The 22,383-nt window shown below is 63.4% G+C and carries 22 protein-coding genes; 12 read left to right on the top strand and 10 right to left on the bottom strand.

What is annotated here, in order from left to right:
• Nucleotides 1-64 precede the first annotated feature (64 nt).
• The 5 genes from gcvA (at nucleotide 65) to DDE20_RS04275 (ending at nucleotide 5,503) form a co-directional block, all read left to right on the top strand.
• The gene (gene gcvA / locus DDE20_RS04295) at nucleotides 65-1,009 is read left to right on the top strand and encodes a transcriptional regulator GcvA (RefSeq protein WP_116557163.1); all 945 of its coding nucleotides are present in this window, start codon (nucleotides 65-67) and stop codon (nucleotides 1,007-1,009) included.
• A gap of 413 nt (nucleotides 1,010-1,422) precedes the next feature.
• Nucleotides 1,423-2,262: an aspartate dehydrogenase gene (locus tag DDE20_RS04290; protein ID WP_240607831.1), complete on the top strand. Its 840-nt coding sequence runs from the start codon at nucleotides 1,423-1,425 to the stop codon at nucleotides 2,260-2,262.
• A 60-nt stretch (nucleotides 2,263-2,322) separates the two neighbouring features.
• Entirely contained in the window at nucleotides 2,323-3,285 is a 963-nt protein-coding gene (locus DDE20_RS04285; protein WP_116557162.1) for a Bug family tripartite tricarboxylate transporter substrate binding protein, read from the top strand.
• A 33-nt stretch (nucleotides 3,286-3,318) separates the two neighbouring features.
• Complete coding sequence (locus DDE20_RS04280; RefSeq protein WP_116557161.1) at nucleotides 3,319-3,795, top strand: tripartite tricarboxylate transporter TctB family protein; 477 nt, start codon at nucleotides 3,319-3,321, stop codon at nucleotides 3,793-3,795.
• Nucleotides 3,796-3,850: 55 nt separating this feature from the next.
• Nucleotides 3,851-5,503: a tripartite tricarboxylate transporter permease gene (locus DDE20_RS04275; protein WP_116557160.1), complete on the top strand. Its 1,653-nt coding sequence runs from the start codon at nucleotides 3,851-3,853 to the stop codon at nucleotides 5,501-5,503.
• A gap of 119 nt (nucleotides 5,504-5,622) precedes the next feature.
• On the opposite strand, the gene DDE20_RS04270 is transcribed toward DDE20_RS04275, so the two are convergent.
• A complete protein-coding gene (locus DDE20_RS04270) occupies nucleotides 5,623-6,705 on the bottom strand; it encodes an NAD(P)/FAD-dependent oxidoreductase (RefSeq protein ID WP_116557159.1) in 1,083 nt (360 codons plus the stop codon).
• A 111-nt stretch (nucleotides 6,706-6,816) separates the two neighbouring features.
• Between DDE20_RS04270 and DDE20_RS04265 the strand changes: the two genes are divergently transcribed.
• On the top strand, nucleotides 6,817-7,161 hold the full coding sequence (locus tag DDE20_RS04265) for a MerR family transcriptional regulator (RefSeq protein WP_116557158.1): 345 nt from the start codon (nucleotides 6,817-6,819) through the stop codon (nucleotides 7,159-7,161).
• Between the two features lie 171 nt (nucleotides 7,162-7,332).
• On the opposite strand, the gene DDE20_RS04260 is transcribed toward DDE20_RS04265, so the two are convergent.
• Together DDE20_RS04260 and DDE20_RS04255 are read right to left on the bottom strand one after the other, a co-directional pair.
• Complete coding sequence (locus DDE20_RS04260; protein WP_165814418.1) at nucleotides 7,333-8,715, bottom strand: ATP-binding protein; 1,383 nt, start codon at nucleotides 8,713-8,715, stop codon at nucleotides 7,333-7,335.
• A complete protein-coding gene (locus DDE20_RS04255; RefSeq protein ID WP_116557156.1) occupies nucleotides 8,712-9,446 on the bottom strand; it encodes a response regulator in 735 nt (244 codons plus the stop codon). Before DDE20_RS04255 ends, DDE20_RS04260 begins: the two co-directional genes overlap by 4 nt.
• A 240-nt stretch (nucleotides 9,447-9,686) precedes the next feature.
• Here DDE20_RS04255 and DDE20_RS04250 point away from each other — a divergent pair, with 240 nt between their 5' ends.
• Complete coding sequence (locus DDE20_RS04250) at nucleotides 9,687-10,334, top strand: EF-hand domain-containing protein (protein WP_116557155.1); 648 nt, start codon at nucleotides 9,687-9,689, stop codon at nucleotides 10,332-10,334.
• A 452-nt stretch (nucleotides 10,335-10,786) separates the two neighbouring features.
• On the opposite strand, the gene DDE20_RS04245 is transcribed toward DDE20_RS04250, so the two are convergent.
• Genes DDE20_RS04245 through DDE20_RS04225 form a run of 5 tightly spaced genes read right to left on the bottom strand, consistent with a single transcriptional unit; the run spans nucleotide 10,787 to nucleotide 13,712 of the window.
• Entirely contained in the window at nucleotides 10,787-11,833 is a 1,047-nt protein-coding gene (locus DDE20_RS04245; protein ID WP_116557154.1) for an energy transducer TonB family protein, read from the bottom strand.
• 5 nt (nucleotides 11,834-11,838) lie between these two features.
• A complete protein-coding gene (locus DDE20_RS04240; protein ID WP_116557153.1) occupies nucleotides 11,839-12,231 on the bottom strand; it encodes an ExbD/TolR family protein in 393 nt (130 codons plus the stop codon).
• Nucleotides 12,228-12,614, bottom strand: a complete 387-nt coding sequence (locus DDE20_RS04235) for an ExbD/TolR family protein (RefSeq protein WP_240607830.1) — start codon at nucleotides 12,612-12,614, stop codon at nucleotides 12,228-12,230. The genes DDE20_RS04240 and DDE20_RS04235 overlap by 4 nt, the downstream gene beginning before the upstream one ends.
• Nucleotides 12,615-12,624: 10 nt before the next feature.
• Nucleotides 12,625-13,305, bottom strand: a complete 681-nt coding sequence (locus DDE20_RS04230) for a MotA/TolQ/ExbB proton channel family protein (RefSeq protein WP_116557152.1) — start codon at nucleotides 13,303-13,305, stop codon at nucleotides 12,625-12,627.
• The gene (locus DDE20_RS04225; protein ID WP_116557151.1) at nucleotides 13,302-13,712 is read right to left on the bottom strand and encodes a hypothetical protein; all 411 of its coding nucleotides are present in this window, start codon (nucleotides 13,710-13,712) and stop codon (nucleotides 13,302-13,304) included. Before DDE20_RS04225 ends, DDE20_RS04230 begins: the two co-directional genes overlap by 4 nt.
• A 228-nt stretch (nucleotides 13,713-13,940) precedes the next feature.
• Here DDE20_RS04225 and DDE20_RS04220 point away from each other — a divergent pair, with 228 nt between their 5' ends.
• The 5 genes from DDE20_RS04220 to DDE20_RS04200 are packed head-to-tail and all read left to right on the top strand — an operon-like array spanning nucleotide 13,941 to nucleotide 19,785.
• A complete protein-coding gene (locus DDE20_RS04220; RefSeq protein WP_116557150.1) occupies nucleotides 13,941-14,963 on the top strand; it encodes a hemin-degrading factor in 1,023 nt (340 codons plus the stop codon).
• Nucleotides 14,964-14,966: 3 nt separating this feature from the next.
• Nucleotides 14,967-15,785: a heme/hemin ABC transporter substrate-binding protein gene (locus tag DDE20_RS04215; RefSeq protein WP_116557149.1), complete on the top strand. Its 819-nt coding sequence runs from the start codon at nucleotides 14,967-14,969 to the stop codon at nucleotides 15,783-15,785.
• 6 nt (nucleotides 15,786-15,791) lie between these two features.
• A complete protein-coding gene (locus DDE20_RS04210) occupies nucleotides 15,792-16,862 on the top strand; it encodes a FecCD family ABC transporter permease (RefSeq protein ID WP_116557265.1) in 1,071 nt (356 codons plus the stop codon).
• Nucleotide 16,863: 1 nt separating this feature from the next.
• Entirely contained in the window at nucleotides 16,864-17,646 is a 783-nt protein-coding gene (locus DDE20_RS04205; RefSeq protein ID WP_116557148.1) for a heme ABC transporter ATP-binding protein, read from the top strand.
• 57 nt (nucleotides 17,647-17,703) lie between these two features.
• Nucleotides 17,704-19,785, top strand: a complete 2,082-nt coding sequence (locus DDE20_RS04200) for a TonB-dependent receptor domain-containing protein (RefSeq protein WP_116557147.1) — start codon at nucleotides 17,704-17,706, stop codon at nucleotides 19,783-19,785.
• 112 nt (nucleotides 19,786-19,897) lie between these two features.
• Here DDE20_RS04200 and xylB read toward each other — a convergent pair whose 3' ends face one another.
• Both xylB and DDE20_RS04190 read right to left on the bottom strand, forming a co-directional pair.
• Nucleotides 19,898-21,340, bottom strand: coding sequence for a xylulokinase (gene xylB / locus DDE20_RS04195; protein WP_116557146.1), 1,443 nt, complete (start codon nucleotides 21,338-21,340; stop codon nucleotides 19,898-19,900).
• Between the two features lie 71 nt (nucleotides 21,341-21,411).
• Nucleotides 21,412-22,362, bottom strand: a complete 951-nt coding sequence (locus tag DDE20_RS04190) for an ABC transporter substrate-binding protein (protein WP_116557145.1) — start codon at nucleotides 22,360-22,362, stop codon at nucleotides 21,412-21,414.
• Nucleotides 22,363-22,383 lie beyond the last annotated feature (21 nt).

The raw sequence follows: 22,383 nt of genomic DNA, 5'->3' as shown, positions 1-22,383 counted from the left end.
CTTGAAAACACCTGTGAACCCGCTAGACTGACCCAGCAAAAGTTATTCATCACGGGGCGGGGCGATGAAACGGCGGTTCCCTTCACTCAACGCCCTACGCACTTTCGAGGCGGCGGCGCGGCACCTGAGTTTCTCACTGGCGGCCGAGGAATTGCACGTCACACAGGCGGCGGTTTCGCGGCAGATCAAGATTCTCGAGGATGACTATGGCACCGCGCTGTTCAACCGGCTGACCCGCGCGGTAGAGCTTACCGATGCCGGTGCGCGGCTGTTTCCGCAGGTGCGCGAAGCGTTTCATCAGCTCGAAGTGGCCTCGAATCAGGTCTGGGGCAACAAGGGCAGCGGTGTGCTCACAGTCTCGGTTCTGCCGACGTTTTCGGTGAAATGGCTGATGCCGCGGCTGCTGGATTTCTCCGAGCTTTATCCTGAAATCGAGGTGCATCTGGTCAATACAATTGCGCCGGTGGATTTCGAGCGGGCGGAGGTGGATCTGGCAATCCGCGTCGGCACCACGGTGCCGCAGGACAGCAATCTGTCGCAAGTCGGCATTGATCTATTGATGGTGCGCGGCGGCGAACCCTTGGTCTATCAAGAGCTTTTTCCCGACGAGATGATCGCCGTTGCCGCCCCCGCATATCTGGAACGGCGCGGGCCGATCACCAATGTATATGACCTGCAGGGTGCCGATTTGATCCATATGGCGACGCGGCAGAATGCATGGGCGGACTATCTTGCCGCACTCGGCTGGCAGGCGCCGCCACCGCAGGACGGGCCGTCATACGGGCATTTCTTTCTGTCGCTGCAGGCCGCCATCGAGGGGCGCGGTATTGCCCTAGTGCCCGAGATTCTGGCCGAGGCGGATCTGCGCTCGGGCCTCTTGCTGAGGGCGCTACCGGATAAAATCCAGAGTGCCGGTGCCTATTACCTGATCGGGCGCAAAAGCGGTTGGAAACAAAAGAAAACCAAGATTTTCCGCGAGTGGATTCTCGGCAACGCGCAGCGCGACTGACCGGCGCCCTCACGCTGTCTTCGGCCCTGGGGCGGCTCTCTTGCATTGCGCGATTTTTGAGCTGCAAGCAGCCACCATCCTTCGCCAACAGCTTATCTTTTTAGCAACGATCCCGTTGAGGTTGCGCGCCACCTCTGCGACGCCGCCCGGCCTGCTCGCGGGTGCCGCATGGCTGGCCTTTGTCTCGCAAACTGGGCTACATATGTATTACAAAATATTATCCATCACTGCGTTAATGTCGTTTGTGATCGCCACAGCTTTCACCCTACCTTTTGACCACGTTGAAACAGCCGGTTTGGCTCTTTTCGATCCAGTTGGCTGCAGTTGGAGACCTGACACACAGCATGGAAGCGAAGTGACGTTGATCCAATTCAGCCCCGCAGATAACGGGGCGTATTCTATGAGGAGTGGGCATGCTGGGACATAAACGCATGGCAGGGTCAAAACCAGCGGTGACGCGGGTGGCGATTGCCAGTCTTGGGGCTGTCGGGCTGAAGCTGGCACAGGTTTTCGATGATGGATTCGATGGCTACCAATTGACCGCCGTCTCCGCGCGCGATCGCGACGCGGCCGCCGCGCGGGTCGCTGGTTTCAAAACCCCGCCCGAAGTGCTGCCGATCGAAGAGCTGGAATCCCGCGCCGATCTGGTGATCGAATGCGCGCCGGCAGAATATTTTGCGGATATCGCCGAGCCGTTCCTGCGGGCGGGCAAAACCGTGGTCGCGCTTTCGGCGGGTGCGGTGATCCGCAACGAACATCTGCTGCAAATCGCTGCCGATCACGCTGGCCGGATTATGGTGCCCTCGGGCGCGCTCTTGGGGCTCGATGCGGTCGCCGCAGCGGCTCAGGGCAAGATCGACTCGGTGCGGATGATCACCCGCAAACCGGTGCGCGGCCTCTTGGGGGCGCCGCATCTCGAAACCCACGGGATCGAGATCAACGGCATCACCGCGCCGATGAAAATCTTTGACGGCTCGGCCCGCGAGGCCGCGGTCGGGTTTCCCGCCAATCTGAATGTCGCCGTGGCCCTGTCGCTGGCCGGTATCGGACCGGACCGCACCCATCTGGAAATCTGGGCTGATCCCGCGCTCGAGCGCAATACGCATCAGATCAAAGTGGTGTCCGACAGCGCCCATTTCAGCATGGAAATCGAGAATATCCCATCCGAGAACCCGAAAACGGGCCGGATCACTGCGCAATCTGTGCTTGCATTGCTGCGCAAGCTGCACAGCCCGCTGCAGGTGGGAACATAGGCCGGACGACACGTAACTATCCGGAATTCGACAACGACAACGAAAACTAGGGAGTTCAATATGCATCTGTTCAAATCTTCGGCGCTGGCCTTGGCCTGTTGCACACTACCTGTCGCGGGCTTTGCGGCGGTGGATCTGGAATGTTCGACCGCGCGCGTCTTGGTCGGCTTTCCGCCCGGTGGTGGTACCGATTTTCAGGCCCGCGTGGTTGTCGATGCGATCAACGAGGTCTCGGACGGTGTCCATCTGCAGGTGGTGAACCTGAGCGGCCAGAGCGGCAACCGCGCCGCCCGCGAGGTGATCGACGCCGCCCCCGATGGCTGCACCCTGTTCTTCCACCACGCCGCGCTGCTGAGCAGCTATCTGACCGGCCGCACCGAAACCTCATGGGATGCCTTTGCGCCGGTGGCGATGGTCAGCTTTGAACCGGCGATCTATGCCGCCAGCCGCAACGACAATTTCAACTCGCTTTCCGAGCTTGTCGATTATGCCTCGGCCCACCCCGGCGAGATCACCGCAGCGGTCAGCGTCGGCTCGGATTCGCACTTCTTTGCGCTGCAATTGCAGGACCTGCTGGACGTTGAGCTGAACCTCGTCGGCTATAACGGCGAGGCCGAGCGCGTCACCGCGATGCTGTCGAATGTGATCCAGTTCGCGCAGGTCACTGAACAGACCGCCTCGCAATATCTGGGCAACGAGCTGGTGCCGCTGACCTACGCCTATACCGAGCGTTCGGACAGTCTGCCGGATGTGCCCACCGCGCGCGAAGCAGGGTATGACTTTGTGGTCGGCACCACCCGTGGGCTGTTGATGCCGAAAGACACGCCTGCCGAGATCGTTGACCATTATGCGCAGCTGATCGAACAGGCGATGCAAAGCGAAGAGGTGCAGGCCGCCTTCGAGCGCACCGGCACCATTGTCGACTACCGCGCCCCCGCCGAGTATACCGCATGGTGGCAAGAGACCGCCGCAGCCTGGGAAGAGCTGGCCATCAAACTTGGCATTTTCCAGCCGCGCGGCTGATCTTGGCATAGATCATTAACGAGGGAGGCCGATTTGAAGCGAGAGGCGTTCTTGGGGGCGGCAACAGTTCTTCTGTGTGCGGTTCTATACTATCAAACGACCCTTATCGCCGATTACGGCTTCGCTCAGGTCGGAGCGGATGTATGGCCCAAGATGATCTTGGGAGCCATCGCCGCTCTGGCCCTATTGCAGATGGCGTTGGGACTATATCGCCCTCGGTCGCGCGTCGGTTCGGAGGTCTCTCCTGCCGGTGCGCGACCGGATTGGCGTGGTTCGGCGCTGGTGCCGTTTACGGTCTTTGGCGCGATCATCGGTTTTGCCCTGCTGGTGCCCTTTGCCGGTTTCACCGTCTCGGGGCTGCTGATGGTCTTCGTGCTGCTCACTGTGATCGGGCCGAAAACCCCGCGCGCCATCGCCGCGCATGCCGCGATTGCGGCGGTCTCGGTGCTGTCGGTCGCGTTCTTCTTTTCCTATGTCATGGGCGTTTTGCTGCCCGGCTGGGCCTTGTGACCGGCCACGTGACCGGCCACGTGCCGCGACACCAAAACGAATGAGGATGCGCTAGATGGACGTGTTGTTCACCGCTTTTCTAGAGATCATGCAGCCCGCGACCTTCGCGCTGATGGCTTTGGGCGTGTTTGGCGGTTTGGTGGTCGGGGCGATCCCCGGATTTTCCGCCACGATGGCGATTGTGATCATCCTGCCGTTGACCTTCACCCTCAGCGCGATGCAGGGGCTGGCGGTGATGATCGGCGTGGCCATCGGTGGTATGTCCGGCGGCTTGGTCTCGGCAATGCTGATCGGCATTCCCGGCACACCCGGCTCAGTGGCGACCACCTTTGACGGGCTGCCACTGGCGCGCAAGGGCGAGCAGGGCAAGGCGCTGGGTCTGGGGATCTGGTCGTCCTGTATCGGCGGCGTGCTCAGCGGTTTGGCGCTGATTGTGCTGGCACCGTATCTGGGCCGGATCGGGCTCGAGATCGGGCCATGGGGCTATTTCGCCATGGTGGTCTTTGCGCTGACGATCACCGCCAGCCTGTCCGAGGGGATGTTGCTCAAGGGTCTGATCGCCGCCGCCGCCGGGCTTTTGGCGGCCAGCGTCGGCGAAGAGCAGATGAACGGCGTCACCCGCCTGACCTTTGGCAATAGCGCGATTGACGCAGGGTTTGATTTCCTGCCGATCATGATCGGGGTGTTCGCCTTTAGCCAATTGCTCAGCGATATGCCCGATACCGCCACCGCGCGGCATACGCTGGCAGGGGATTTGCCCAAGGCCACGCAGCGCATTCAGCATCTCTGGGCGATCCGTGAGTTGATCGTGCGTTGGGTGACGGTGGTGCGCTCGACCGCCATCGGCTTGATCGTCGGTGTGATCCCCGCGACTGGTGCCTCGATCAGCAATATCGTCGCCTATGATCAAGCCAAGCGGAACTCGAAAGAGGCCGACCAGTTTGGCAAAGGCGCCTATGACGGGATCATCGCGCCCGAGGCGGCCAATAACGCGACGCAGGGCGGGGCACTCTTGATGCTGATGGCGCTGGGGATTCCCGGCGATGCGGTGGCGGCGGTGCTGCTGGCCGCTTTGGTGATCCACAATGTGATCCCGGGGCCGAGCTTTATCACCGATGAGCCGTCTCTGGCCTATGGCATCTTTGTCGCCTTCATTCTGGCGCATCTGCTGATGGTCGTGTTCCAGATGCTGTCGCTGAAGCTGTTTTTGCGCGTCGTGCGCCTGCCGATCTATATCATGGCTGCCTCGGTGCTGTTTTACTGCGCGCTGGGCGCCTATACGGTTAACAACAGCATGTATGACGTCTGGGTGATGATCGCCTTTGGCGGCGTCGGCTTCTTGATGACCCGCTTTGGCTATCCGATCGCGCCCTTTGTGCTGGGCGTCGTGCTGGGCGGGATTGCCGAGGTCAATCTGATTCGCGCGCTGTCGATCTCCTCGGATTATATGCAGTTCCTGACCCGCCCGTGGTCATTGTTGTTCATCGGCCTGACGCTGATGTCGGTGCTCTTGGCGATTGTCGCACGGCACCGGATATCGGCGCGCGCGCTGACACTGGTGCAACTGCCGATCCTCTTGGTGATCTGCGCGGCGCTGGCACAAATGCCCGGCATCGTGCGCCCGGCTCTCGCGGTGGGGATCTTGGGGCTAGCTCTGCTGAAGATCTATTTTGCCTTTGCGGACAAAAGCCGCCGCGCCATCGAGTGACCGGCGCTATATGCTCGACGTGTTGCCCGCCTCGAAACACAGGCTTTGTTTCGAGGCGGATAGTCTGGGCGCATTCACGCCTTCGGGCGGTGCCGAAGATCGCAGTGAATGCGGGCCGCTCAAGAGGCGCGGTCGAAGAATTTGTTGCGCTGGGTCAGGAACAGATCCTTGCCCTTCACCAAACGGGTCAAGAAATCGCCCGCGGTAAACAACACGAAAAAGGAGTTTCCTTTCTTGGGGCCGAGCGGCACCAGAAGCGGGGCCTTTTTCCAAGGCTTATAGGGCTTTTGGTCTTCAAGTTTCGCCCCGCCGACCAGCGCCTGCAGCAGTTTGCTCAGCCATGGCAACTGCCGGCTGGTGGCGACGATGGTCATCGCGTCGCCCGCGTCGGCAACATCCCCTGCCGCAAAGACATTCGGCAGATCAGAGGGGCGCAGCCAAGCGTCGGTTTTGATCCGGTTGGCGCTGCTTTTGATCGCACCGGGAAGGGTCTCGAGAATGCCCGACACGGCGCGGGATCCGACGGCGGGAAAGATCAGATCCGCGGTGATACTGTCGCCATTTGATAGCCTGAGCGTCCCTGCATAAGGTTCTGTCAGGCTCTCCAGATTTTCCGCCCTCGCACCAAAGACCAGGTTCACACCTGCCGCCTGCAGTTTGCGCAGAAGCCCCCGCGCAAGCGCCTTGGGCTGGTCGGGAAACAGCGAGGGTTCGCTGGAAATCAGGGTGACTTTGGTCTCGGGCATGTAATGCGCAATCTCGCCGGCCAATTCGGTGCCAACGGCGCCCGCTCCGACGATGGCGACGCTTTTGGCGCTGCTTAGCATGCCGTGAATACGCGCATTGTCGGCGCGCAGGGCGTCGATGCCGCCAGTGTTGGGCTTGAACGGCACCGCGTTGTTCGAGCCGGTCGCGATGACGATGTAATCCGCATCAACTCGCTCGCCGTTTTCCAGCGTTACACCCGTGGCGTCGATGCTTTCGGCGCGCGCCTGCAGGATTTTGCCCTGTTTGAGCAGGCTGTCATAGGGGATCAAGGCGCGGTCAAGAATCAGCGGATCGACCACCGCGCGGATCATCGCGGGCGCGTGTACGAAATGGCTGTGCGGTTCGATCAGCGTCACATCGGCCTTGCCCTCTAAGGACTTAGCCAGCTCGGCGCCAACATAGCCGCCACCCACAATTGCGATACGTTTGGACATTGAGTTCTTCCTTTTGGCGAGACGCCGGTTGCTTTTTCCTGCTTCAAGCCTCATCTAATCTGTGAATGAACAAAAAACAATAGACCTCGGTCCATGGTTTGAGGGCAGATTATGCGTATCGGCGAACTTTCTGAAAAATCCGGCGTCAGCCGCGACACCATCCGCTTTTATGAGCGCAACGGGCTGATCACATCGGTGGCCGGCCAGAACGCGACCAACAACTACCGCGACTATGCCGAGGATAATCTGATCTGGTTGGAGTTCTTTACCGGCGCCCGTGAGGCGGGCATGTCGGTGGCCGACCTGCGCAGCATCGTCGAGGCGGTGGCGGGCAGTTGTGACCGCGACCTCGCCCGCGACATCATGCGCCAGAAAATCAGCGAACTGAAAGCACGCGCCGAGCAGATCGAGGTCGTCGTGCGGTTCTTGGAGAAAGCGGTCGCAGGGCAAGCCTAGATAGGATGCCAGCGCAGGGTTGATGGGGCAGGGGGGCTGCCGCAGTTAACCCCAAAGGGCCGGATCGCATTTTTCTCTAAGCATCAAAGACTTGGCTCAGCCAATAGGGAGCGGATCGCGAAAACCACGCACCCGACTATCTCGCGATAGCTCAGCCGTCGCTGAACCCCTCTACCGCGCCAATTGCAGCGAAATCCGTGCCCTCAGCCCGCCCTCGGCCCGGTTCTCGAGCGTGAGCCTGCCACCATGGGCAATGATGATCGCCCGCGCAATCGACAACCCGAGCCCCGCGCCGCCGGTCTCGTTACTGCGGCTGTCCTCGCCACGGGTGAAGGGCAGGAACATATCCTCCAGCCGTTCCGCCGGAATCCCGGGGCCGTTGTCGTCGATGCTTATCACCGCGCAATCCTTGCTGCGGCTCAGGCTCACCGCGGCGCCGCCACCATAGCGCAGCGCATTGTCGATCAGATTGCCAATCGCGCGCCCCAGACCGACGCGGCGACCGCTCACCTGCAGATCCTCGCCGCCAGTATAGGAGGCGCCGCGATCCCGACACAGCTCTGCCAGCAGCGGATCAAGATCGAGCGCCGCCATAGGCTCCGAGTCGCGCCCGTCTTTGGCATAGGTAATCAGCCCATCCGCCATCACCGTCATTTCATCGAGCGAACGCACCATTGCCGCGCGTTGTTCGTCATCCTCGACCATCTCGGCGCGGATCCGCAGGCTGGTCATCGGCGTGCGCAGATCATGGCCCACCGCTGCCAGCAACCGCATGCGTTCGGCGTCAAACCGGGAAATCTCGGCCTGCATGGCGTTGAACGCGCGCGCCGCCTCGCGCATCTCGCGCGCGCCACCCTCAGGCACCCTTGCGCTGCGATCACCACGACCGGCGGCCTGTGCGGCCTCGGAGAGTTGTCGCAGCGGCTTCGTCAACCGGCTGGCAAACAGCGCACCAACGCCAAGCACGCAAAGCAGCGACAGCCCGAGAAAGGTCAGGAACGGACGGCTTTTGACGCTGATCAGGCCCGGACGCTCGGGGCCGGGCGCGGCCAGCAGATTGAGCCATTCCGCACCAGAAGCCCCACCATCAAGCGCCACGGTCACCGCCAGCCCCGCCGGTGCCGGTGGCTCATTCGGCGGGGCCTCATTTGGTGGGGCCTCGGTGCGGTTCTGTCGCGGTATCGCCGAGGCATGGGAAACAAACACCTGATGCCCGCCCAAGGCTTCAACCAGCCCGCGCGCGATATAGAGCGAGCGGCGGTCATCATCGGATGCAGTCAGCAATGGCGCGGGTTCCACACGCATATAGGTGAAAGGCGTCGATGCCTCTCGGGCGATCAAACCGCGGATTTCGCTATCGACACTGTCCAGCGCGGGCACCAGCGAGGCGATCCGCTCGATCCATTGATCATCGACGGTCTGCCGGTCAAGCTGTTGTTGCTGCAGGCTCAAGACCAGCAGGCCAAGCAGATTGGCCCCCAGTATTGCCGCCGCCAACAGCAGGGTAAATTGCCGCGCCAGCGTATCCGGGGCCAGATCCCTGAGCCGGATCATGCGCCGTGCTCCGGCCCTTCGGGCGCGACCTCCGCCACCAGCCGATAGCCGCCGCCCCATTCGGTCACCAGAATTTGCGGCTTTTTCGGATCATCCTCGATTTTCCGGCGCAACCGGCTGATCTGGTTGTCAATCGCGCGGTCATAGGCTTTGGCCTCGCGTCCGGCGGTCAGATCCAGCAGTGTCGCCCGGCTCATCACATGGCGCGGCTGGTCCAGAAATATCCCCAGCAGGCGGTTTTCGGCACTGGTCAGATCGACCCTGCGGCCATCTTCATGGGCAAGGCTCAGCGCATCGGGATCATGCAGCCAACCGGCAAAGACCCGTCGCCCGCTGGGCGGTGCCGCGACCTCCGGCGGCGCGCGGCGCAGGATCGCCCGCACCCGTGCCAGCAACTCGCGCGGGTTGAAGGGTTTGACCAGATAATCATCCGCGCCCAGTTCCAGCCCGACAATGCGGTCGGTCTCATCCGCCATCGCGGTCAGCAACAGCACCGGCGGCCCGTCATGGGCGACCAGCCAGCGGCACAGGCTCAACCCGTCCTCACCCGGCATCATGATATCGAGCACCACCATATGGATACCGGCCTCGGCAAGGATTTCGCGTGCTTCGGCAGCATTCGCGGCCAGCCGGGTGCGAAACCCCTGTTTGCGCAGATACTGGCCCAGCGGCTCGCGAATGTCGCGGGCGTCATCGACGATCAGGATCTGCGGCGCAATCGGATCGGTCACGAAGGTCTCCTTACAGGCAGTGAGCGCCTTTCCTGACGCCAGTTGCGCCCGTTTTGCCGTGAAAATCAACCGAGTGGCGGGTTTTTTCGGGGCTGAATTGTCGCAAGATGTATCAGCCGAGCCGCCTGTGACAGGTGGCGACAAACGGCGCTGGGCACTGACACACATCGCCGCGCAAGAGCCCCTAGGTTGGGTTCACAAGGCAAGACCGCCTTCGTTGAAAACCCGAAAGGACTGACTATGAAAACCTCGAAACTGATCCCCGCCGGCTTTGTTGTTGTCGCCACGCTTTTGTCGGGTGCGACTGCTGCCACCTCGCTCACCGCCGCTGAAACGCGCCTGCCGCAAGGCGAGGTGACCATGCAGGATAGCGGTGCCAAACGCGCTGATATGCGCCATGGTCATGGCGAGCGTGGGCCGCGCGGCTTCATGGGCCAGATCATCACCAGCATCGACGCTGATGGCGACGGCGCGGTCACCCAGGCCGAGATCGACAGTTTCCGCAGCGCGTTGGTTGCGGGCGCCGATACCACCGGCGAGGGCGATATCTCGCTGAGTGAATTCGAGACCATCTATCTGGAGCTGACCCGCGACCGTATGGTCGATACGTTCCAGGAGCTTGACGCGGATGGTGACGGCGTGGTGACCCAAGCCGAGATGGACGGCCGCTTTGGCTCCATCGTCGCGCAGATGGACCGCAATGGCGACGGGCAACTGGACCGCGCCGATCATGAGCGCCGCGGTGGCGAGCGTGGCGGAGACCGTGGCGGCGAGCGTGGTGGCCCGGATCGCGGTGGTCCCGACCGTGGTGGACCTGACCGCGGCGGCCCCGACCGTGATGGCGACCACCCCCGCCGCGGCGACCGCGGTGGAGACCGTCAGGACTAAGCCAACTCGCGTTGCGCGGAATGCACCAGTTGGGGCCAGCGCGTCTGCCCTGCAACGGCGGCCTCAACAGGTGACGATGCCATTCGCATAGACCGCGACACCGATGAAAGCGCCAGCGGCGGGGGATATCACCCCCGCCGCATCTGCGTTTCAAATCTTCTAACTACGTCCAACCGGTTGATTTCACCCAAGATCATCGATGGCAACACCCACCGGCAAACCGGCAATCGGCTGACGCCAAAGATCAATCCACGCCGAACCGCCGCCAAGTTTCAGGACAGGTTCGCGTCGCACCAGTTACCCCGCAGGGCTTGGCCAGACTACGCGGCGAGCGCAAACCAGCCGAAGCTCTAGTCACCAGACCGTTCCGCGGCATGTCTCCGCAAACGCACCATTGACAAACCAACGTTTGACCGCGCGCCGCAATGGTAGCGCAGTGAGCCCGGCAGCGCCTAGCGAGAGGCGAACTCAAAAGAAAACCGCGTTTGCGCACCGGCTGGCGGCGCGGGGAATGGCGCCGCACGCCGGATATGCTCGAGCGCGGCGCGGTCCAGCGCGGGGGTGCCGGAACTGCGCGCGATCTGCGCCGAGGCCAGACCGCCGTTGCGTGCAATGGTAAAGCCGACCAGCGCAACGCCGCTGCCGCGCACCCGCCGCTGCCGCACCCGCTGGATGCGGCGCATGACCTGTCCGGGATAATTCGACACCGCCGCATTGCCCGCCGCTCCGGTATCGGCGGCCGAGGTCGAGGCCTGCGCCGCCTGACCCTGACCACCATCGGATGTGCCACGCCGCGCATTGCGCTCGGAATCGCCTGCCGCCTGCGCCGCGCTGGCCGATTGAGTGCGTTCAGCGGGCGGCTGCGGGCGGCGTGGTGGCCGCGGGGTGTCGGCCTGCGCCTGTTGCACCTGCACCTCGGGCTGCGCCTGCACGATCTCGGGCGGCGGCGGGGGCGCGCTCTCGATCGTGGCCTCTGCCGCCTGCGCTGGCGGCGCGGTTTGTGCGGTTTCCACATTCGGCTGCGCCGCGGTCGCGATATCCGGAGTCAGCGCGGCCAATGAGGGGCTGACCAATGCCGGCGCTGCGGTAGGTGGCGCAGCTTCCTGTATGTCACTAGGGCGCGCGGCATCACGCGGGGAGACCGGCGCTTGCTCGGCAGGAACACGCGGCGCCTGTTCGGCGGTGGTGCTGGGCGCTTGCGTCACTTCGGGCGCATGTGTCACCCGCTCCACCGGTGTCGGCTCGGCGGGCTCGGTCTCGGTTTGCTGGGCGGAACTGGCCGACGAGGGCAGCGCGCCTTGGGTGAAATCCTGAAAATCATTGCCCAGAGCCGCCAGCCCTTCGCCCGCGCCACCGGCCATCTGCACCGGCGGCGTCGACGGGGCAAACCCCGCCAGAACCGCGCCATGCGCCGCCGCCGAAATCACCGCCGCCAGCCCGACGATACGCCAATCGAGCCGCGTTGACCCTGCCAAGGAATTCTGAACCGCCACCGTCATTGCCCTTATTTCTCGCCCAATACGACAACCCGCTCCGCGCCGCCTTGGCGCAGGGCATTTGCCACCTGCACCATTACCGCCGCCGGCGCGTCGCGGTCGGGCAGCAGCCGCGCAACGCTGCGATCCGTCAGGCTTGCCAAATAGGCCTCGGCGCCGGTGCTGGCGTCATCGCCCAAGGCCATCCCGTCCAGTTCCATCTGCCCGTCAGCGCGCAGCACCAAAGCGTCGGGCGGGGTCTGGGTCTGCGGATCACTCAGTCGCATCAAGGCGATGCCGCCACCCAGCGAGGGCGCAATCGTGCCCGCGATCAGAAAGAAGATCAGCATCAGAAAAACGATGTTAATCAAGCCGATGGTGCTATCACCGCGGGTGCGATTGGGCGGCGTCAACAGGCTCATGACAGCACCCGCACGCTGAACTCGGCGCCGCGCAGAACCGTGAGAACATCGACCAGCCGCTGCGCGGTGACCCCTTCGGCAAGCGAAATCAACACCAACCCGCCGTCTCCCGCCCGCGCGCTCAACCCGTCACGCAGCGCCTCAAGTGACAGCGGATCAGCGTTCACCCGCAGCTCCTCCGGCGCGAGTTGCACAAACACCGGCGCCTGCCCACTGGCGGCACCAGCGCCGCTGCCTTCGGAGAGCAATTCGACTTCGCCAAAGCGGGTGAAGCTCGAGGTCAGCATGAAGAACAGCAACAGCAGAAAGATCACATCGATCAGTGAGGTCAGCGACAGCGGTTTGCGCCGCGTCGGCGGTGTCAGGCGGGAGGTCGGACCCATTGGATTGCTCTCAAGCCGGCGCCAGAACCGGCGCGCTCCTGTGTGACGTGGCGGCGGGTTGCGACAGACCGGCACAGAGCGCGGTGTCGATGATCCGCTCGGCCAATTGCGCCTCGCGGGCGATCCGCGCATCGAGCCACGACAGGATCAAGGACGCGGGCATCGCCACGCCCAGCCCCACCGCCGTGGTCAACAGCGCCACCCAGATGCCGCCCGCCAGCGCCGAAGGATCGACCGAGGCCCCCGCCGCTTGCAGCCCCTGAAACGCTTCGATCATGCCCAGAACCGTGCCGAAAAGCCCCAGCAAAGGCGCCACCTGCGCCACCGAATCCAGCAAGCGCAACCCCGAGGACAGCACCGATAGCCGCGCCGTGGCCAGACTGCTGAGCCGTGCGCGCAGGGCCGCATCCTCGAATTGCGATTGCACCGCAGCCGTCAGCGCCGCTTGCGCAAGGCCGGACAGATGGCTGGGCGCCGTGCCCGCGATCTGCTGCGCATGACCCGCCGCCCCGTCATCCCAAGCCGCCAGCGCCGCGGTCAATTGCCCGTGGCGCCCGACACCAAGCCGGTAGAACTGCCAGAGTTTCACCAGCACCAAAGCCGTCGCGACCAGTGACATCGCCAGCAGGATCATCACCACCGGTCCGCCCAAAGCGGCGACGCGGCCCAATAGCTCAAGGATTGCGGTCATTGCAGAACCTCGACCGCATCCAGCCGCGAGGTGATCGCCAGCGCCTCGGTGCAGCCCTCTGCATCCGCCGGTGCGCAGTCATTCACCCCGTTGATCAGCACCCGACCGAGACCGTCACAGGCCAGCCCGTTAATCTCGAAAGAGCGCACCCGCATATGGCCGGCGGGCAGGTCTTGCAGGTCCAGCAGGGTCAGCGCCGCGACCCCGCCGGTACGATCAAACAGCACCGATTCCAGCACCAGACGCGACAGATCCGCCTCGGCATCGTTTTGCGCGACAAAGACCAGCTGGCAGGCGCCATCGCGCGGGTGCAAGGCGTTCAATTCCAGTCGTACCGGATCGGCACTGGCGGGAAGGGGCAGGGAAAGACCAAGACAGATCAACGGGGTAAGCAGTCGCGAAGCCATGCGTGCTCCAAAAATTTCGGGCTGGAGTTCTGGCTGGCCGTTGGCTGCAAAGCACTGGCTGGCGGGATGAGGAAACAGCGGAAATCTTTTCATTTTTTCCACTTGCATGTTTTGCCTATTATACCCTAGTAATCCAGTCAAGTATTGAAACACACGCAATACGCCGCGCCATCCAGCCTTTTCGCCAGACACGCCGCACCCGCCTCTCTGCTGTAAAAGGAAGACCCCATGACCACTTCAACCGTTCTAGGCCGCGCCCCTTCCGAGCTGCGTCAGGCCCTTCAGGACAACCCCAAACGCCGCAGCCGCGATCTGGCCGATCAACTCGGCGTGAGCGAGGCCGAATTGCTGGCCGCGCGCGTCGATGGCGAGACGGTGGTGCGTATTGATCCGGCGCTCGATCCCCTGTTCGCGCGAATCGCAACGCTGGGGCCGGTGCTGGCCCTGACCCGTAACGAGCATGCGGTGCATGAGCGCGACGGCAGCTATGAGGACTACCGCTCGGGCCAGCACGCCGCGATGGTGCTGGGGCCGGATATCGACCTGCGCATGTTCCCGCGCCATTGGGTGCACGGGTTCGCCGTAAGCGAGGGCGACAAGCGCTCGGTGCAGGTCTTTGATGCTGCCGGTGACGCGGTGCATAAGGTCCATCTGCGCGCCGATTCCGATGTCGCGGCTTTTGAGGCTCTGGTCGCCGAGCTGCGCGTCGAGAATCAATCCGACCACATCGAGACCACGGCGCGCCTGCCGGTGGAAGCGGCGAAGTCGAACCCCGAAAAGCTGGATATCCTGCGCAAGGAATGGGACGGGATGACCGACACCCATCAGTTCCTGCGGCTGGTCTCGAAGCTGCGCATGAACCGTCTCGGCGCTTACCGCATCGTTGGTGCGCCCTATGTGCGCGCGCTCGATCCTGCCGATCTGACCGCTGCGCTCTATGGGGCGGCCGAGAAAAACATCCCGATCATGCTATTTGTCGGCAATCAGGCCTGTATCCAGATCCACAGCGGCCCGATCCACCGTGTCGAGCCGATGGGCCCCTGGATCAACGTGCTGGACCCCAAGTTCAACCTGCATCTGCGCGCCGACAAGGTTGCCGAGGTCTGGTTGGTGCGCAAACCGACGAAACAGGGCGATGTGATCTCGATCGAAGCCTTTGACGCCGAGGGCGGGCTGATCCTGCAGATGTTTGGCGTGCGCGGTGCCGATGCGGCGCGCTGGGCTGAATACGCCAACACGCTGGGGCTCTGATTCATGCGCTATGCCATTGTTCTGGCGGCCTGTTTGGCCGCCCCATTGCAAGTAGCCGCGCAAGAACGTGTGGTGGTTGCGGGCAGCGCGCTGTCCGAAATCACCGCCGCCCTTGGTCAGACCCACCGGCTGGTCGGGCGTGACCAGACCTCGACCTATCCGGCCGAAATCGAGGCCTTGCCCGATCTGGGGTATCTGCGCGCGCTTTCGGCCGAGGGGCTGTTGTCGCTCAATCCCGATCTGATCCTTGCCGATGCGGACGCCGGCCCGCCCGAGACCATGGATCTTGTCGCCTCGACCGAAATTCCGGTGGTGCGGATCACCGCGGATTTCACCGCCGAAGGGGTGATCGAGCGGATCGCTGAAGTGGGGCAGGCGCTGTCCGTCGATCCCGCGCCGCTTCAGGCCGAGGTTCAGGCCAGTTTCGACGCGCTGGCCGAGGCACGCGCCGCCCATCCGCCCCTGCGTGCGATGTTCATCCTCACCGCACAGGGCGGGCAGATCACCGCCGCCGGTAGTGACACCGCCGCCGAGGGTATTCTGCATCTCGCCGGAGCGCAGAATGCGCTGCAGGGGTTTTCGGGATACCGGCAGATCACCGATGAGGCGATCACCAATGCCGCGCCTGATGTGCTGGTGATGATGGAGCGCACCGGCGATCACAGCCTTGAAGACGCGGATTTGCAAAGCCATGCCGCGCTGTCGCTGACCCCGGCGGTGCGCGATGGCCGTGTGATCCGCATGGAGGGCAGCTATCTGCTGGGCTTTGGCCCGCGAACTCCGGATGCTGCGCTGCAATTGCTGCACGCGATGTGGGAGTGAACTGTGATTGCCGCATTCCTCCCGCGCCCGCTTGCTGCGAGTGGTGACCGTTCGCGACCGGCGCAACTGCTGCTGCTTGCGCTGCTGGTGCTTTTGCTGCTGACCAGTGCCGTCTCGCTGGCAGTGGGTGCGGCGGATGTGTCGCCGCTCAATGTGCTGGGCGCTTGGCTCTCGGGCGAGGAAATCTCGATACGCGAGCGGGTGATCCTTTTTGATATCCGTTTGCCCCGGATGCTGACCGGCCTCGTGATCGGCGCGGCGCTGGCGGTCTCGGGCGCGGTGCTGCAGGGGCTGTTTCGCAACCCGCTGGCCGATCCCGGTCTGGTCGGGATCAGCGCCGGCGCGGGTCTCGGTGCGGTCAGCGCGATCGTCTTGGGCAGCGCCTTGCCCGCCACGATAGCCGCCGCTGCGGGGTTTTATCTGGTGCCGATTGCCGCCTTCCTCGGCGGCTGGGTGACGGTGCTTTGTCTCTACCGGATCGCCACCCGCGCCGGGCAAACCTCGGTGGCGACAATGCTGCTGGCGGGGATCGCGCTGGCGGCGCTGGCCTCGGCGGGAACCGGTGTTCTGGTCACGCTGGCCGATGACGCGCAACTGCGGGACCTGACCTTTTGGGGGCTGGGATCACTAGCCGGTGCCAGCTGGGTCAAACTGCTGAGCGCGGCGCCGATCATGCTGGCGGGTCTCGCCTGCGCACCGCTGCTCACCCGCGCGCTCAATGCGTTGGCCTTGGGCGAAGCGGCGGCGATGCATCTGGGCATTTCGGTGCAGCGGATCAAGGCGCTGGCGATCCTCTCGGTGGCGGCCTCGGTCGGCGCAGCGGTGGCGATCTCGGGCGGGATCGGCTTTGTCGGTATTGTCGTGCCGCATCTGTTGCGGCTGGCCATCGGCCCCGATCACCGGTTTTTGTTGCCCGCGTCGGCGCTCTTGGGCGCGACCCTGCTGTTGGCTGCCGATATCGCCGCGCGCACCATTGTCGCGCCGGCCGAATTGCCCATCGGCATCATCACCGCATTGGTCGGCGGGCCGGTGTTCTTGTGGATATTGCTGCGCAAACGCGGCTTGGTGGATGTCTGATATGCTGTGCACACGACAATTATCAGTCACCCTCAACCGCAGGAAAATCCTGCACGGCGTGGATTTTAGCGCCGCGCCGGGGCAGCTGACCTGCATCGTCGGGCCGAATGGCTCGGGCAAGACCACCTTGCTGCGCGCATTGACCGGGGAACTCCCGTTTACCGGTGAAGCGCTGCTTGACGAGACGCCGATCCAGAGCCTGCGCACCGAAGAACTCGCCGCGCGCCGCGCGGTGCTGCCGCAGGCCTCGCCGATGGCCTTTCCCTTCACCGTTCTGGAGGTGGTGCGCATGGGCATCGGTGGCGGTATCGCCCTGCGCGCCGATGCCGCCCGACTGCCGCAGCTTGCGCTCGAGAGGGTCGGGCTGCGCGGCTATGAGGGGCGCTTGTTTCAACAGCTTTCCGGCGGCGAGCAACAGCGGGTGCAATTGGCCCGCGTGCTGGTGCAGGTCTGGAAACCCGTCGTCGGCGGGGTGCCGCGCTGGCTATTCCTTGATGAGCCAGTCGCCGCGCTCGATATCGGGCATCAGTTGCAGATCATGCGGCTGGCACAGGATTTCGCCCGTCGCGGCGGCGGTGTGATCGCGGTGATGCACGATCTGAACCTGACCGCGATGGTCGCCGATACTGTCTGTCTGATGCAAGACGGGCGGATATTGGCGCAGGGCCGCGTGGCGGATGTATTCACCGATTGCACGTTGGGCACGGCCTATGGCTGCAGCCTACGAGTCTCTACACCTCCGCCGAATGGCGGCGTGTTCATCCTGCCGCAAGCGGCGGAGTGAGAAACAACCCAAACCGCCAGCCACCGCCAGCATAAACAAAACGACCACGAGGGACTTATGTCACCACTTTCAAGGCGCTTTGGCGCCGTTTCGACGCTGGCACTGGCCACTGCTTTGGCCACGCCGGTTGCGGCTCAAACCGCTGATGAGGGCGTCTTCACCATGCTTGGCCGGATCATTCTGGCCGCCGGTCGCGCCCGTGTTGCCATTGATACGCCACAAGCCGTCACCGCTTTGGACAGCGAGGATATCGAGCGCGAGCAGGCCAGCACGCCGGGGGATCTGTTGCGCGCGGTTCCGGGCGCAAGCAGCTTTGGCGGCGGCGCGATGACCGGCCAGTTCCTCAATATCCGCGGCATCGGCACCTCTTCGGCCTCGGATGAAAACCGGATCATCGTCTCGATTGACGGGGTGCAGAAATACTTCGAGCAATACCGCGTCGGTTCGCATTTCGGTGAGCCGGAACTCTACCGCCGGGTCGAGGTTCTGCGCGGACCGGGGGCGTCCTTGCTGCACGGTTCGGGCGCCATCGGCGGCGTGGTTGCCTTTGAAACCCGTCAGGCCTCGGATTTCCTCAGCGAGGGGGAAACCACCGCGCTGCGTCTGCGCGCAGGCGGGCATGACAATGGCAGCGGCAGCTTCGGTTCGGCGATCCTTGCACATCGGTTCAGCGACCGTGTCGAAATGCTCGCCGCCATCACCACCCGTCAGGAAGGCGATTATGACGCCGGTGGCGGGGCCTTGGTGCCGGGCACGAATATGTCGGCGCAATCGGCGCTGGTCAGCGGCAGCTGGCTGATGTCGGATGAAAGCGAGCAGCGCCTGTCCTTCTCGGCCTCGCGCTGGCGCACCGAGGGCGATCAGGTGCCCTATTCCGCTTACGGCGATTTCTCGGTCTTTGGCACCGTCGACCGCACGGTGACCGATGACACCGCACAGGTCACCTGGGAGAACCCGGCCTCGGATAACCCGTGGATTGATGCCCGCGTGCAATTGTCCTTCAGCCGCTCGGAAGTCGATCAAAGCAATGCGCAGGGCTATCCCGGATATCCGTTTGCGCCGCCCTATTCGATTTTTCAGGATTCGATCTATGCCTATGAAGGCGTGACCCTGAACGCGCGCAACACGATCACCGCCGAGGGTGAGCGCTGGCAGAACTACCTGACCTTTGGCGGCCAGATCGCCACCCGCGACCGTGAGCAGGTCTCGGGCGGCTCCACGCTTGGCAGCCATCCGGCGGGCAATAGCGACGGCTACGGGCTGTTCTTGCAAAACGAGCTGGTGCTCAGCGAGGACCTGACGCTGCTGGGTGCGCTGCGCTACGATTACTCTTCGTTGACCGCCACCGCAGGCGCCGATCCCTCGCTGCTGAATATGCCGGTCACCCATAGCGGTCTCGCCGGATCGCTGGCCGCGCATTACACGATCAACGAGGCATGGTCGGTCTTTGGCACCTATGCCAGCACCACCCGCCTGCCGACGATTGACGAGATGTTCGACAGCGGCACCTCGGGCGGCACTGCGTCATTGGGCCTGCGTCCTGAACACGCGCGCACCATTGAGTTGGGCGCCACCTGGCAGGGCCGCGATATCATCGCTGCCGGTGACGGGCTGGACGTCAAGCTGACCGCCTTTAACAACCAGTTCCAAGACCGTATCGAGCGGGTCTCGATTGCTGGCCAGCCGTCGTTCCAGAACATCGGCAGGGCGCGGATTCGCGGGGTCGAGATCGAAGCCTCCTATGAAAGCGATCTCTGGTTTGGCCGTTTTGCCGCCAGCGCGATCGAGGGGCTCGACCAGACCACCAACCTGCGGCTCAACTCGACACCGGCGCATCAGGCGATGCTGGAAATCGGTCGCCGTCTGCCCGAGCAAAACCTCGAGCTGGGTTGGCGCGGCACCTTCGTCGCCGGGGCAAGCCTTGCCTCTGGCGAGCGGTTTGCCGGTCACTCCTTGCATGATGTGTTCATGACTTGGCGTCCCGATCAGGGGGCATTCCGCGATATCGAGGTGCAGTTGAGCGTCAACAACATCTTTGACGTCGAGCACTATAATATCCTCGACGGTGCGCAGGCCACCTCGCGCCCGCGTCCGGGTCGCGATATTCGCCTGACTTTGGGCCGGACCATCAGCTTCTAAAGCTGTCCAACCCTAAGATCTGAACCGCCGTCCAGCCAGTTTGGCTGGGCGGCATTTTTCATGAAACGCCCGCCCGATGCAGGCGCGTTTGTTTGATTGTGTGATTGTGCGGTTAGCGCAGGGGCCGCGGGCCAAGCGCGCGGTAGCTTTGCAAGCGTTCGGCGTAGGGCTCGGACAATGCCGGATTCGGCTCAAAGCTCTTGCCAATACGGGCCAGCGTCAGAACCTCGTCAAAGCTGCCGGCGCCGCTTGCCAGTATCGCCAAACGGGCGGCACCCAACGCGGCGCCTTGCGAGCCGCTCTCGGGCACATTCACCACCAGCCCGGTGATATCGGCGATCATCTGCAACCACGCCTCAGACTGGCTCCCGCCACCCGCAACGCTGACCGTCTCAGGCAGCGAACCGGCCATGTCCAAGGCCGCGCAGCAATCGGCAAAGGCAAAGCCGACACCCTCCATCACCGCCTGCACCATATCCGGCAGGCTGTGGTCGCGTCGCAATCCGTGAAACGCAGCCGTGGCATCGGGGGCGTTATGCGGCGTGCGCTCGCCCGAGAGATAGGGCAGGAAGGTGATCGGGGAGGGGGCGGTGACGTCTTTGACCATCCCGGCGAGCGCCGCCGGTGTCTGGCCGGTGATCTGCCCGAACCACGACAGCGCGTCGGTGGCGGACAGGATCACCCCCATATGATGCCAGGTCTTGGGCAGGGCGTGGCAAAAACTGTGAACCGCGCTTTCGGTGTTGGTGGCGAATCTGTCGGTGACCGAAAACAACACGCCGGATGTGCCCAGCGACAGGAAGCCATCGCCCGGATGGACCGCGCCCAAACCGCAGGCGGTGGCGGCATTATCGCCAGCCCCTCCGGCAACAATGGCCGCTCCGACACCCCATGCCGTCTGCAATTCAGGCCGCAGCACCCCTGCGCTTTCGCTGCCCTCGACAAGGCGCGGCATCTGGTCCCGGCTCAGGCCAGTGGCGGCCAGTAGCGTATCGGACCAATCCCGCCGCGCCACATCCAGCCAGAGCGTTCCGGCCGCATCCGACATCTCGGAGGTGTAGTCACCGGTCAGCCACAGGTTCACGTAATCCTTGGGCAGCAAGACCTTGCGTGTGCGCGCAAAAACATCCGGTTCATGCTTTTGGACCCACCGCAGCTTGGGCGCGGTAAAGCCCGCCATGACAATATTGCCGCCGATGCCGCGAAAATCGGCGCGGTCTTCAAGTTCGGCGCATTCCGCCTGCGACCGGCCGTCGTTCCACAAGATGGCAGGGCGCAGGGGCGCGTCGTTTTCATCCAGAAGCGTGGCGCCATGCATCTGCCCCGACACGCCAATGCCGCGCAGGGCGGCGAAAGCGGCGGGGGCTTGCGCGCGGACCTGTTCCACGGCCTGTTCACAGGCGGTGATCCATGACTGCGGGTCCTGCTCGCTCCACATTGGCTGCGGGCGCTCCACGGTCAGCGCCGCATGGCCCTCGGCAATCGCCTTTTGCCGGTCATCAATCAGGAGAGCTTTGACGCCAGAGGTCCCCAAATCCAAACCAAGAAATGTCATACGGACCTCGTCTCGATATCGCAAAAAAGAGGTCACCGGCGCGCAGTGGCGCCGGTGACCGAGGGGACGCCTTAGAACGGGCTGTCAGGATAGTAGAAGTTCATCGCGTTCTCTTGGGTGACCAGAACCGAGCCGATGACGAAGTTGCCCGACACCGGTGCGTTCGAGGTCAGACCCACGGCGGTCAGTTCGATTGCGGTGGCGATCATCGACGGCGGATAGGTCACATTGGCCGGGATCATTTCGTCACCCTCGGCGGTGCGCTGGATCATTTCCTTCATCCCCGCGCCACCCAGAACGAACTGGATGTCGTCACGGCCTGCGGCTTCGATGGCGGCCAGAACACCGATGGCCATATCATCGTCCGAGGCCCAGACGGCGTCGATATTGGGATGTTTCGACAGGAAATCCTGCATCACGGTGAAACTGTCGTCGCGGTTCCAGTTGCCATGCTCCATATCAAGCACATTGATGCCCGAGTCCTCGATTGCTGCGAGGAACGCATCGACACGCTGGTTGTCGATGGTTGTGGGAATGCCGCGCAGGACCACGATGTCACCGCCATCGGGCATTTGCGAGACCATATAGTCGCCCGACACTCTGCCAAAGCCCGAGTTGTCACCAGCGACATAGAGGTCTTCGATACCGTCGATGGAGAGGCCACGGTCGACAACCGTCACCCAGACGCCACTTTCGGCGACAGCCTGCACCGGCGGGGTCAGCGGATCGGATTCAAAGGGCAGGACCACCAATGCGGAGATATTGCGCGTGGCGACCATGTCTTCGATATCATTGACCTGCGCACCGGGGTCCGAGGCCGTCGACAGCACGAAGTCCAGCTCGGGATAGACCGCTTCCAGACGCTCTACGGTTTCGCGGGCATGGAAGTTCATGCCACCGGCCCAACCATGTGTGGCGGCGGGAATCGACACGCCCACGACGCGGACGTCATCATCTGCAAATGCTGCACCGCCGACCGCGGTCGCCAATGCAGCGGCGATGAATGTTTTGGTAAATTTCATTGTATGCTCCTCCCTTGAAGC

It is taken from the genome of Pararhodobacter oceanensis, assembly GCF_003076755.1.
GTDB lineage: Bacteria > Pseudomonadota > Alphaproteobacteria > Rhodobacterales > Rhodobacteraceae > Pararhodobacter > Pararhodobacter oceanensis.
The sequence above is the reverse complement of the archived record's forward strand: the minus strand, read 5'-3'. Positions and strand labels throughout refer to the sequence as shown.